The sequence below is a fragment of the Pseudomonas sp. TWP3-1 genome (assembly GCF_049896625.1).
In the GTDB taxonomy this organism is placed as follows: domain Bacteria; phylum Pseudomonadota; class Gammaproteobacteria; order Pseudomonadales; family Pseudomonadaceae; genus Aquipseudomonas.
Genome location: NZ_JAFCUQ010000032.1, coordinates 21,505 through 33,546, shown reverse-complemented (window position 1 = coordinate 33,546; position 12,042 = coordinate 21,505). Strand labels below are relative to the sequence as shown.

Below are 12,042 nucleotides of genomic sequence, written 5' to 3'. Positions count from 1 at the left end.
CCGCCCCCGCCCCCCCCCCCCCCCGCCCGCCGCGCGGGGCCCCCCCGCCGCCCCCCCCCCCCCCCCCCAGGTGGAGCTTTGATGGCATTCACTGGCAACATGGGCAATACAGCAACTATGGCTCTCACTACTGTTAGATCGGTTCGAGACATAAGCTCAGTTGGCCGTATCTTTGTAACTACACCCAAGGCGTAGCGAGTAGTGGCCATTCGAAGAGCATGGGGAACGAAAGGGGTTCGATTTTTAAGCTTTTCATCACGACTGACTCCGTGGTCGCTTGGTTTCACTGCATTACAACTCGGTGGCGAGTCTCTGTACAATTACTTCAATCTCGACGATCAGCAGCGCTGGATGCTCAACTGCTGCTGGGGAATGGACGATAAAAATTGGGATATGCCAAAGCACGCGCAAGGATTAGCTGAAGCAAACTTACGCCCAGTCATTGTTGATGCTGGGATTATAAAAGACAAAAATCGTACGCAAGCCATTCGTACTATAGGAATTTCCCTACCAGGAGTTTCAATTGAAACCCTGAGCGAAAACCCCATCCGGTTTCAGGCTGAGCTCATATCTCCCGATGTCGACCACGAAAAGGACGTGAGCACGACATTATTGAAGAACCTCAAAATAACAACTACCGACCCTCTACTCTTGAAACTTGAAATTCCAGATGAATGGTGTAGCGAACAGTCTCAACTACAGCTGCGCTTGAGCGTCAAACCAGACGTGGCTGTAACCCCCTTAAAATCCGATGATAGCTTTTTGTTCTATCCGATATCCCTAAATTTCTCGGTTACTAACAAAGCACTTAAGGGTGAAACATCAGTCAAAATCAGTAAAACCTCGTTAAAATGGGATGAGATAAAAACGGAGACTCTACGTGCTTGAAAAAAAATACCAGCGCCTACCTCGTGCTGGCGACTTTGAACAGGAAAATGGCTTGAAGGTTATATACTTATCCCCAAAGCCAATACCTACTGGGGTACTCGCGGTAAGCGCTCGCGAGTTACATCAGAGCGCCAACCATACTTTTCTGGATTTTTCAGCTGGGCGAGGAAATTTTGAATTTATGGCGCGGATCGGCATAGGATCGATCATGCTGATAGTGACTTCACTTTTGTTATTCTCAGCGTTTGCTTCCTGGATCAGAAGAAACTCAGAACCCTTTTTTAGCGCTTGGGCGAATTTCTTTTTCAACCCAGTTATATGGCTCATAATCTTATCCATCGCTGCGCTTTACCTTTACTACTTCATAAAAATAGCCAATGACATTTCCTCACAACCTCCACTCCGGTTCAACCGAGAGCGCCGAGAAGTCGTTTACATTGCAAAAAAAGGACAAAAACCGCAGTACGTCCATTGGGAAGATGTCATTACTTGCATTTCCACCGGAAGACAAGTAACTCAATATGCAGCTACTCCAGAACACAAACTGATGATTGGTTTGCGGAACAATTCTAATGGAGATATTCTGTGGAGTATTATTCCGTGCGGCAGCTTCAACGCGGCGCTATCTGAATGGGAAACAGTTAGAGCTTATATGGAAAAAGGCCTTACAGCCTTGCCAAGGAATTACACTGACGACCTGGAAGAAGGATCAGTTGATTTTTTCCACCTGTGCCGCGAAAACTATCGTGAAAACCATTCGCTAGTACGTTATATATGGGGCTTCCTCACAATTCAACTATTTAGTGGATGGACTTTACCATGCTACATTTCTGCATGGATTAACAATCGACCGAAAGCTAGCTTTCCAACGGAAGTTATAGAATGGTCAAAAAGTATCTCAGCAATTGACCATGTGAAACCTAGCGAAGAACTGGTGAAAGAAAGTGAAAAAGCCCTTCAATTCTTTGCAAGCGGAAACACACTGCTGGATTACTTCAGAATTAAATCCTCCGACACTAACACGACCTCAGACACAGAGACTCAATAATGCCTGATGTAATTACAATCGCTTACCACGCACTGGAATGGAAAGGGGACAGATTTGAATGGCACTTACTTAACTGCTAAGCACTTGAGTTGAAAGCAAAAAATGAAGAAGGGCTGGTCTTGGTCTACGGTGATAGTTGCGAACACACCCCGACAAACCAAGGACACAGTCCCAAATGGATCGTAGACGTGAAATTCTTCAGCATCAACAGCAACGCTTTCATCGACACGCTTCGGACTGTGATGCCTATGCGTTTTTCGGTAACGTAAAGGGGACAGATTCATTTTCCAATTGTGACATTGGGACACTACTGAAAAACTTCGACGATTGGGAAAAGCTTCAATGAAAACCACATTTGAAACCGCCTTAGATCAGCATGAAATTTCCGAGTTCTTCAAAGGTGAAGGGATTTATTTCGCTAGAGGTTCCGATTGGGGTGACCACCTGCATGTGAGCAACTGGCAGGAAATGTGCAGTGTTTTAAAAAATCAAAAAGCGCCACAAAGCCTTTTGACAAAAATATTTGAAGATTACGCCAAATATTTAAACGAAGATTATTCGGATGCGGAAGGATTGCTCTCAAACATAAGCGCTTACTACACATTAAAAAGCAAGATTCCGTTTCTAGCCAGCGATAGCTATGATCTAATTGAAAGCCTTGATGAGAAAGCCAAGAAAAACATTGGAAAACTATTTCGACTATTGAGGCAGGAATACGACATAAAAAACAGAGATCTGCCCAAATACAAATTTGACGAAGAGATCAAAAGATTAAAAGCCAAAGGATTTTTATTTGAACTCGAAAGTTTGTGAATTGAGTTCAACTGCAAAGATACGTTCCCTAGTAATGCATAGGGGTTTTCGTGGGCACTGGTTTAACCTCATCGCCCAGCCAACTCGAAATCAGGATGCTGCTTGCGGATCCATGATTCGAATAGTTTCGATTTATTCATTTCATTATTGCTTGCCCATAGCAACTACTCAACGGTCTATTTTCGAGGCTTGAAAGTGTCTACCAAACTCCGGGCGATTCACCCGCTGCGGCAAGATCTTCCCTAACGGCGCCTTCGGATAGGCCGCGTTGGTAGAAAATGTCATGATCGGTACTTAACACCCAGAAAAGCTAGCAGGGAGTGCTTCGATCTCTATGGCTAAAATGCGAAAAAAAATGGACAGTGTCCGTGCATCCCGGGACGGTCATGAATTCCACGAGGCGTGGGTGGCACGTAAATGTCTGGGGTTGGTGCTGCCCAAAGACAAATTCATTGGGGTTGCGATCAAGGGCTTTTCCCCTCTCGATCAAAAAGGGGCAGCGGACGCGGGAAATGAGATTGCCGATGCCGTTTTGTACTATGGAGATGCTGCCTCATTCGAAAATGCGCACCAGATCGTCGTGGTGCAGGTCAAGTACTCGAAAGCGTCGGAAGACAAAGCATTTCGTGCGGCTGACGCAAAGAAAACCATTGATAAATTCGCCAAGACCTATCGATCTCATAAAACCAACCTGTTGCGCTTTCAAGGCCAGTATTTCGATGTTGAGACAGGGTTACATTACAACCGGCACCGCTACTACAATCCGGGGACTGAATGTCTGGCCAGGTAAAAAACCTGCCCACACTACCTCTTCAACGCAAGCGAAAAAACAGTGATAGAACTGCTCATGGCATTAAAAAAATGAGTTATTTCGACGACGAACTTGAAAAAGACTTAACAGCCTTCAATATTCTTTTTGAGATACTGGAGCCCGAAGCCCATGAGACTTTTGTGTCTAGCATCAACGAAAAACTCCCATTCTCCGGATCTAAAATAGTGTGGAACACAATCAAAAACAGCATGAGCTACGCAAAAAGTGAAAAAAACAAGCACTCTTTGATATATCAAATAAAATAAGAGACCTGAATGTCTCTGAGATAATTTTCATTGGCGACTCTCTTACTGAGAGCGCATACAGAACAAGCACGGCACGCTTGGAAAACATACTAAAAATTTTTTCGGATATACCTCAACACACCTACTTCTTCTCAGACAGCCTCAGCTTCATAGGCTGCATCAGTAGTGAGGGTGAAATAAACTTTAGCGAGCGCCCCTTTTAACTATCACCTTTACCCAAAAATCGCGGCGTGGCAGCGTAATTGGTCTTGCCGCAGGTGTCCGGCCGCTCGCCCCCGCCTCCTCCACCACGCCTTCAGCGATTTAATACTTCACCACCACCCGATTCCGATAAAGCCTCCCCTTTTTTTGGCCGGATGGGAAAATCGTTTCAACAAATGTCTCCGCCCGGATATCAGGCCTTTTCAGAACCAAACACCTACACTCGCTCAGCAGAATTGCGGCAGAATTGCGTCCATTACAATCGGAGTGTGCACATGAAGTGGTTAAAAGGATTGGTTCTGGGGGCACTCATTCTGGTGCTGGGTGCCTCTGCGCTAGGGCTGTATTACGTGCTACCTCAACACGAGGTAGTGCTGATCACCGGCGTCGAAGTCAAGCGCGTCGACGACGACGGGGTCATCAATGCCGAGAACCCTGCGGACGGCCCGACCCGGGATGTCTACTTTATTAATACCGAGGACCCGGACACGAAGAAGGTCGTGGTGTATCGCAACGAAGATACCGGCTGGAGCTTCCCTTGGTACTTTAAGTTTGATTCGGCCGACATTCAGGCCAAGGCCCAGGGCTATTCGCGTGATACGACGCAGTTGGCGCTCATCCGCTACTACGGTTGGCGGATTCAGATCCTGTCGGTCTTCCCCAATATTACGCACATCGAACCGACGACCCACCGTGACCAACCGTTCCCGTGGTTCAACACCATTTTCTTCAGTGTGACCACACTGTTCGTGGTGGTTATCGCCTTTGTCGTACGGCGCCGCCTGAAACGCCGTGGCCAAATTGCGGTGAACTGATCACTTTGGGCTGGCCGCGTCAAATAACCGGTCGGCTATCTGCCGACCTCGGTCCAGTCCTTCAACAGCATCGGACATTAGCTTAGCGCTTTGGATGAATACCATGAAACGCACGCGCTCCTAGTGGTATTCATCCCCCACTGCCCAGCTTGTCCTCGATCAAACCTTCAGCGATTCATATTTCACCACCACCCGATTCCGATAAAGCCGTTCACGCTTCACCAACTCGCCAATCTGCCCTTTCTCCCGCACCTCCCGCCAAATCTCATTCTCCCGAAACACCCGCCCGCCATCCCGAACGAACCGATGCGCTTCTTGAAACACGTGATAGCGGAATTCCCGTGCCTGATCACACAACAACTCCCCCTCCAACTGCGTCTGCGCGACATTCAACTTCAGCTGAAAACTGCGATCCGTCGGGTTGTGCAGCACCAGATCAACGTAGTTGTAGAAAATCGCCGCACCGGAGCCAAACGGCAGCACCCGACCTTCATCCGGAAACGGGTCGAAACTGTGGTTGGAGCGCTCGATCACCACTAGAGGTGAATGAATGGCCATCCAGTGGATGAGGTTGCTCAGTTGGCAAATGCCGCCGCCGACACCGGTACGCGCTTCGCCGAAGGACAGCTCCATGCCTTCGACATAGCCGCGTTTGCGGGTCGGGCGGCCGACCAGGCGGCAGAAGGAGAAGTGTTCGCCGGGGGCGATGATTACGCCGTCGATGGCGGCGACCGCCAGTCTTAGGTTAATGACTTTGTTGTGTTGCAACGCCAGGTCGGAGTCGCCGAGTTTGCGGATCAGTTTTGAGGTGTGTTTCAGGTAGCGAAACGGCAAGCGCTCGGCCAACGCAATAGGCATCGCATAGCGTTTACGCGAGTAGCGCCAGGCGATCTGCCGGAACAGTCTTTTTTGCCACACGCGCATCCAGTACAGGGCCGGGTGGTAAAGGGAAAGTGGTTTCATCCGTGACGCAACGGCGGCTGCCGTTTTCTTCCTTGAGCTGAGCAATGGCGGCGGATTTTAGCGTGAATCTGCCGGGGCTGCGCATGGCTTCGCGGTGAAAATTAAGTTTGAGCTAAGGTTGCCTCAATACAATCCGCGGCAGAACAAGCCCATAAGCTGCGGATGAGCCATACCTATGAGAACGTTTGATTTACCAACCAGACAGCAGTCGAATTTCAGTCTCGTCTTGGTGAATTACAAAACGGCGGATCTCACGAAGATGTGCCTGGAGCTTTTGCACCAACACGTCACGCAGCATCAAATTCCGGTGTGGGTCGTAGACAACGACTCCGCTGACGAGAGTCTGGATTACTTGCGTTCGCTCGACTGGATTAATCTGATCGAACGTCCTTCGCCGGGGAAGGAACATGGCCATATTGCTCATGGTAAAGCGCTCGATCTGGCATTGGAAAAAGTTGAAACCGACTACTTGTTTTTGCTGCACACCGATACCTTTGTCTACGACAAAGACATCTTTGCACTGATGATGCGCGAGTGCATGAAAACTCCGGACATGGCGGCTGTCGGTTGTGTAGAGCAACTTGATCGCGGCCTGTTGAGAGATACCTGGCGTTTAAGTTCGCGCTTTGTCAAACACTACTATCGTCGGGCGAGAACGAGCATGGGCTTGCCCTCCAAAGAACCAAAGCCTTATCGAGAAACTCATCTCAAGAGCTTCTGCACCTTGTGGAATTGCCGTTTGATGAAGTCGCGCGGTTTGCATTTCTCCATGGATGACCGAGTGCCCGGTTATACCCTGCAAGACCGTATGCTTAGCCAAGGCTACGGAATCAAGTTCCTCTCTCACCGCAAGATTTTTCGCTATCTCGACCATATTCAGGCAGGCACGGTCGCTGCGGCGGGCACCTACGGCAAAAATCACCGCCGCACCAAGATGTATCAGGAGACGCTCAAGCGCCTCCAGCTGGAACGCGGCATGCGCCAAGCGAGCCATAACTGATCTGCAAATAAATAACAGCGGACAATAAAAAAGGGCGACTTAATAGTCGCCCTTTTTTTGTCTGAATTTTTTGCCTCTGCTCCGAGGAGGTGTTCGCCCAGTGTAATGGCCTGGCAATCCATGCACCGGTAAAGAGCCCTGACACTGGGCGAACGGGAGGGATTTTAATGGAAGTTGGCAGATATGTCGTCCTTCCCGAACATGAAATTTGTGTACTAAAACGTTAACAGCAATGTGTGACCGATATTTACCGACAAACTTCAACAAATGTCAGGTTCGAAAATTTCATATGATTGTTCTCATACAAATACCTTGTACAAGAACAATCATCCTGTAGAGCTAGTACTCAACTTTCGTGTTGGCTAGTCACTTTCAGGATATCGGTGTAAGTCACTACCACGCTCTGCCCGACTTTCAGGTCTTTGAGCTTGGCTTGAACCTCAGGCCTCACGACGTCGAGGGTTTTCGATTGGCCGGATGGGTTTTCCAGCGTGACCTGATGTTTGTTCAGATCAATTTTGGTGATTTTCAGTTGCACCTGCACCTGACGGAATGCCTCGCCACCCGGGTTGCTGCTGCCCGGCGCGTTGCGCAGCTCACCGGTACGTTCGGTAGAGCCAGGCAGACCTTTATCCACGTCGGTGTCCAAATAAGCAGCGACAGCACGGGTAACTTCGACCTTCACCTGATCGCCAACCCTGAGATTGGCAAGGTTTTTCGCCTTGTCGCTGAGCTGGACGTGCACCTGGCGGCCTTCTGCGCCTTCAAGGACAACTTGATGATTGGCTGGGTCAACCGCCAGCACTTTGGTGGTCACCTCGTCCGCTTCGACGGTGGCAGACAGCGGAATATCGGCAGCCATTGCCGACAGGCTGCCAGCGGACAGAACAGTAGCGAGGGCGATGGCGTGAGTCAGTGCTTTGAGCTTCATAAGCGGTACATTCCCTGTGATGGATGGCAGCACACGGCGCAGAATCGGTTCCAGCGCAATGCGTGCCAAGGAGCATAGACGCTCCGAAAAATGCTGCCCCTTAGTAGCCGGTCATCTCCAGATAGCCGCGCCCGCCCTGACTGCCACTCAAGCGCACCGGCCCCTCCCAGTACGGAATGCGCAGATCCATCCAGGCCTGAGGGTTAAGTGCATCAAGAGTGATGTCCAGCCGTTTCGAAGGGATAGCGATCGTCCAACGCACCGGCATCGAACGCCCGGAAACCGTCACAGTGTCCTGCGCAGTAAGCTTGATCTGCCCGGCATGCAGGGTCTCGGCCCGGCCATCTGCGGCAATCCATGTACCGGTAAGATACGGCGCTCCCTCCTTCTGCCGCATGCGATAAAGCATCACATGCTCGCCACTGTCGAGATGCAGGGAGAACCAGTCCCAACCCGTCTGATTGGCCGTCAACGGCTGACTGCTCCATTCGCGATCAAGCCAGGCCGGGCCGCTGACGCTGTAGCTTTTGCCGTCGATTACCAAGGTGCCGCTGGCCTGAAAAAACGGCTGACTGTAGTAGTACGAAGCCTGGCCCTGTTCGGATTTCTGACTGAAGCCCTTGTCGCCTTGCAACACTAGCGGCCGACTCGAGGTCAGGCGCAGTTGATAGCTGAAGTTCTTGTCACGGGCGCTGAGCTGCAAGTCAGTCAGCGGATCACTGGCCTGACTGACGAACCGCCAGTCGTCGATCCACGCATCGAACGGCGCCAGTTGCACCCCGGCCTGCCCGACTCCGCCCCGCGCATAACGCTCGGCAGCGTGATGCGCAGTTGCCGAAGTCACCGCCGCATGCCCGAGCCAGATGGTCTGATTGGCCCAGCCCGGTTGCCCGGCACTCGCGTTCAACGCGCTGCGGAACAACGTCCATTGCACGCCGAATTCGTTGCCCTGCTGATCCTTCAGATTGGCGGTGACGTACCACCATTCAATGCGAAATCCATCATGCGCACCGTGATCCGCCGGGAAGCTGAACACCCGCCCCGGTACCACTGGCGTGAAGGCCTGCGCCTGATCGCCCATCCCGGCGAAGCCTTTTTGCTCGGGTGCGGGTTTATCGCAGCCGCTCAAAAACAGCGCGAGCAACAGCAGAACGACGTTAATCCTCATGAGCAAACGTCCTCAACAGATCCGCCGGTTGCGTGCGGTACAGCGAATACAGCGGCCACGCCGACGCCAGCAATGTCGCCAACAGCGCCAGCCCCATCAGTTGCAACAGTTGCCAAGGGAACACCCGCAGCGGCAGGCGCCAGCCAAACGCCTGCACATTGATCACCGCGTCCAGACACCACGCCAACGCAATCCCCAACGGCAATGCCAACACCAACGTCAGCACCGCCAGCAGCCAGGTTTGGCCGAGGTTGAGCAGCATCAATTGTCGACGCGTGACGCCCAGCGCCCACAGCGGCGCGAGCTGGCCGAGGCGACTTTGGCTCTGCGTCAGCAAGCTGATGAACAGCGCCACACCCGCGACCGCGAGCGTCAGGCTGTTGAGCGCGGCGGTCGCGGCGAAGGTGCGCTCGAACACTTGCACCGACCAACCCTTGAGCCGCGCCTGATCAACGATGCGACTGTCGTCGAGCTGAAAGCGCCCCTGCACGCCACTCAGCAGCGCGGGGATTTGCGCTGGATCGATGCGCAGGTTGAAGCGGTTCGGCGTCAACTGCGGCCAGCCGCGCAGCAGGTGATTGCTGCTCACCAGCACATGGCCCTTGGGATTGCCGTAGTCGGCGTAGATCCCGACGACTCGCGGCGACCAGGAACCGCCCGGTGTGGGGATCGTCAGGTGATCGCCCGGTGCAACTTTCAGGCGTCGTGCCAGTTGTTCGCTAAGCATCACCGCATCATCGGTGGCCAGCGCCGACCACGGATTCTCGCCATGCGCTTCAAGCAGAGGCCAGTGCTGACGATAGTAAGGATGGTCAATCACGCCGTACACGTCCGCTGGCCAGCCTTGCAACGTCACCGAGACTTGCCAGTTCGGCAGCACCGCGCTCACGCTCGGTTGCTGTTTGAGCCAGCCATACATTTCCCGCGCCTGAGCCGGATTGCTCGGGTTGAGGTACAGCTCGGCACTCAGGCGCTGTTCGAGCCAGTCATTGAAGGTCTGGCGGAAACCGGCGGTCATGCTGCCGGCGCCGATATTCGCCGCCATCGCCAACAGCAGCGCCATCAACGCCAGACTCAGCGCCGGTAACTGCTGACGGCAGTCGGCGAGGAACCACTGACCGAGCACCGAACGACTGCGCCCGAGCAAACCGTTCAACACCGCGCTGAGCAGCACCGGCAGTGCCAGCGCCGCGCCGAGTAACAGCCCAGCCATCAGCACAAAACCACTGCCGAGGCTGTTGCCCCAAATCAACGCGATCAAGGCAATCGCGGCAAACACGCCAGCCACCCAACCCTGGCGGCGCAACCAACGCGCATGTTGTTGATGCCACGCCTGCGGATTGGCCACCGCCAGCAACGGCAGACGCGCCGCGCGCAGCAGACTGTTGGCCCCAGCGAGCAGCGCGCCGAGCAAACTCAAACCAATGCCGCTGAACCACCACCACGGACTCAAGCGCAACTGCCCCGCCACTTCCGCGCCATATAAACCGCGCAGGCTGGCGGCGACATCCGGCAGCAATACGCTGGCCAGCCAATAACCGCTGATCACGCCGAACACACCACCGATCAACGCCAACGCACCGAGTTCGACGATCAGGCAGGCAATCAACATCCGCGCGCTGACGCCACAGGCCCTCAACGTGCGCAGCAATCCGCGGCGTTGTTCCAGCGCCAGACCGATAGCCGCGTGCACGATAAACAGGCCGACGATGAATGAGAGAAATCCCAGCGCATCGAGGTTGAGGTGAAAGCTCTCGGTGAGCCGCGAGAGATTGTTTTCCTCACCGCTGCTTTTGAGTTGCAACAAGCCGTTGAACGCAGCCGGGATCTCAGCGTGAAAATCCTTGGGCAATAACAGCCGAGACAATTGATCGGGCTGATCGAGCAAGTGTTGCGCGACACCGATATCGACCAGCAGCACACCCGGCGCCATGTCTTTTTGCGCCAGCAACGGTGGCAAGGTCTGGCCGTTTTCGGTCTGCGGGGTAGCGCCTTCGTGCAGATCCAGCGCCTGCAACGTTTCCGGTGAAATCCACGTACTACCCGGTGGACTGAAGAACTCGACAATGCGCTCGATAGGCATCGCCCGCCCGGCCACGGCGCTGTCGCCCGGCAGCGAAACCGGTTCGATGCCCATCAATTGCAGGCGCTGGGTTTCGTGATCCTTGAGAATCAAACGGCCCTGCAACACCGGCGACACCGGCCAGCCTTGGCGGCGCAGATCGACAAACCATTGTTGGGAAAAATTCGCGCCGCTCGGCGCACTCAGGCTGGCCTGCGGCTCGCCGCCGATCAACTGGCTGGCGCGGGCATAGCTGTCACGCGCCTGACTGTTCAGCGCCTCGACGCCGGTCAGCAGACTGGTGGCCAGCCACAACCCGGTCAGCACGCTGAAAAACTGCACCGGATGCCGGCGCCAATGGCTGAGCAGTGCAATCAGGGTTTGCCGGAATACCATCACGTCAAACGGCCACTGGATAAAACCACGCGCTCGGCAAGCCGTGCCGCGACACGCTGACTATGGGTGACCATCAGCAACGTGGTCGGCGTGTCATCCAGCAGTTCGAGTAACAGGCGCAGCACTTCATCGCTGGTGGCCTCGTCGAGGCTGCCGGTGGGTTCGTCAGCCAACAGCAATTTCGGTTTCGAGGCCAGCGCCCGGCCGAGTGCAACGCGCTGTTGCTGGCCGCCGGAGAGTTGTTCGGGATAACGCTTGAGCAAATCGGACAGACCGAGACGTTGCACCAGATGCTTTTGCCAACGCGGATCGTGACGCCCGGCAAGGCGCGCCTGAAACGCCAGATTGTCCTCGACCCGCAGGCTGCCGATCAGGTTGTATTGCTGGAACACCAGGCCGATTTCGCTACGCCGCCAGTTCGCCAGTTGGCCTTCGTTCATCAGCTCCAACCGATGCTCGCCGCTGCGGATGCTGCCACTGTCGGCCTGGTCCAGACCGGCGATCAGGTGCAGCAACGTGCTCTTGCCGCTGCCGGACTCGCCCATCAGCGCCAGGCTGCTGCCGGATTTCAGGCTCAGGTCGATGCCTTGCAGCACGGGCAGCGGGCCTTGGGGGGTCGGGTAGGTTTTGCAGAGGTTTTCGACGTGGAGCATGCCGCCACCTGATTGGTCAGTGTGGGG

General features: G+C 53.9%; 10 protein-coding genes and 1 pseudogene. 6 read left to right on the top strand and 5 right to left on the bottom strand.

Annotated elements, in window-relative coordinates:
* Positions 1 to 201 precede the first annotated feature (201 nt).
* The 5 genes and pseudogenes from ACP7BN_RS27120 (at position 202) to ACP7BN_RS27100 (ending at position 4,842) form a co-directional block, all read left to right on the top strand.
* Positions 202 to 888 (top strand): hypothetical protein, encoded by a 687-nt coding sequence (locus tag ACP7BN_RS27120; RefSeq protein ID WP_426206869.1) that lies wholly within the window; start codon positions 202 to 204, stop codon positions 886 to 888.
* Positions 881 to 1,936 (top strand): hypothetical protein, encoded by a 1,056-nt coding sequence (locus ACP7BN_RS27115; RefSeq protein ID WP_420649524.1) that lies wholly within the window; start codon positions 881 to 883, stop codon positions 1,934 to 1,936. The genes ACP7BN_RS27120 and ACP7BN_RS27115 overlap by 8 nt, the downstream gene beginning before the upstream one ends.
* Positions 1,937 to 2,278: 342 nt before the next feature.
* On the top strand, positions 2,279 to 2,749 hold the full coding sequence (locus ACP7BN_RS27110; RefSeq protein WP_420649525.1) for a hypothetical protein: 471 nt from the start codon (positions 2,279 to 2,281) through the stop codon (positions 2,747 to 2,749).
* 334 nt (positions 2,750 to 3,083) lie between these two features.
* Positions 3,084 to 3,521, top strand: a pseudogene (locus ACP7BN_RS27105) (RHS repeat-associated core domain-containing protein); the annotation flags it as partial.
* A gap of 781 nt (positions 3,522 to 4,302) precedes the next feature.
* On the top strand, positions 4,303 to 4,842 hold the full coding sequence (locus ACP7BN_RS27100) for a DUF1523 family protein (protein WP_426206868.1): 540 nt from the start codon (positions 4,303 to 4,305) through the stop codon (positions 4,840 to 4,842).
* A gap of 159 nt (positions 4,843 to 5,001) precedes the next feature.
* Here ACP7BN_RS27100 and ACP7BN_RS27095 read toward each other — a convergent pair whose 3' ends face one another.
* The gene (locus ACP7BN_RS27095) at positions 5,002 to 5,805 is read right to left on the bottom strand and encodes a VanW family protein (protein ID WP_426206867.1); all 804 of its coding nucleotides are present in this window, start codon (positions 5,803 to 5,805) and stop codon (positions 5,002 to 5,004) included.
* A 175-nt stretch (positions 5,806 to 5,980) separates the two neighbouring features.
* Here ACP7BN_RS27095 and ACP7BN_RS27090 point away from each other — a divergent pair, with 175 nt between their 5' ends.
* Positions 5,981 to 6,805: a glycosyltransferase gene (locus ACP7BN_RS27090; RefSeq protein WP_426206866.1), complete on the top strand. Its 825-nt coding sequence runs from the start codon at positions 5,981 to 5,983 to the stop codon at positions 6,803 to 6,805.
* A gap of 346 nt (positions 6,806 to 7,151) precedes the next feature.
* On the opposite strand, the gene ACP7BN_RS27085 is transcribed toward ACP7BN_RS27090, so the two are convergent.
* The 4 genes from ACP7BN_RS27085 to ACP7BN_RS27070 all read right to left on the bottom strand — a co-directional run bounded on the left by ACP7BN_RS27085 (position 7,152) and on the right by ACP7BN_RS27070 (position 12,015).
* The gene (locus tag ACP7BN_RS27085; RefSeq protein ID WP_426206865.1) at positions 7,152 to 7,736 is read right to left on the bottom strand and encodes a hypothetical protein; all 585 of its coding nucleotides are present in this window, start codon (positions 7,734 to 7,736) and stop codon (positions 7,152 to 7,154) included.
* A gap of 100 nt (positions 7,737 to 7,836) precedes the next feature.
* Positions 7,837 to 8,904 (bottom strand): lipocalin-like domain-containing protein, encoded by a 1,068-nt coding sequence (locus ACP7BN_RS27080; protein ID WP_426206864.1) that lies wholly within the window; start codon positions 8,902 to 8,904, stop codon positions 7,837 to 7,839.
* Entirely contained in the window at positions 8,894 to 11,365 is a 2,472-nt protein-coding gene (locus ACP7BN_RS27075) for an ABC transporter permease (protein WP_426206863.1), read from the bottom strand. The genes ACP7BN_RS27080 and ACP7BN_RS27075 overlap by 11 nt, the downstream gene beginning before the upstream one ends.
* On the bottom strand, positions 11,362 to 12,015 hold the full coding sequence (locus tag ACP7BN_RS27070; RefSeq protein WP_420649533.1) for an ABC transporter ATP-binding protein: 654 nt from the start codon (positions 12,013 to 12,015) through the stop codon (positions 11,362 to 11,364). Before ACP7BN_RS27070 ends, ACP7BN_RS27075 begins: the two co-directional genes overlap by 4 nt.
* Positions 12,016 to 12,042 lie beyond the last annotated feature (27 nt).

Coding starts and splice junctions, on each gene's coding strand:
- ACP7BN_RS27080 (WP_426206864.1), bottom strand. CDS start 8,904: ATGAGGATTAACGTCGTTCTGCTGTTGCTCGCGCTGTTTTTGAGCGGC.
- ACP7BN_RS27085 (WP_426206865.1), bottom strand. CDS start 7,736: ATGAAGCTCAAAGCACTGACTCACGCCATCGCCCTCGCTACTGTTCTG.
- ACP7BN_RS27095 (WP_426206867.1), bottom strand. CDS start 5,805: ATGAAACCACTTTCCCTTTACCACCCGGCCCTGTACTGGATGCGCGTG.
- ACP7BN_RS27110 (WP_420649525.1), top strand. CDS start 2,279: ATGAAAACCACATTTGAAACCGCCTTAGATCAGCATGAAATTTCCGAG.
- ACP7BN_RS27100 (WP_426206868.1), top strand. CDS start 4,303: ATGAAGTGGTTAAAAGGATTGGTTCTGGGGGCACTCATTCTGGTGCTG.
- ACP7BN_RS27090 (WP_426206866.1), top strand. CDS start 5,981: ATGAGAACGTTTGATTTACCAACCAGACAGCAGTCGAATTTCAGTCTC.
- ACP7BN_RS27070 (WP_420649533.1), bottom strand. CDS start 12,015: ATGCTCCACGTCGAAAACCTCTGCAAAACCTACCCGACCCCCCAAGGC.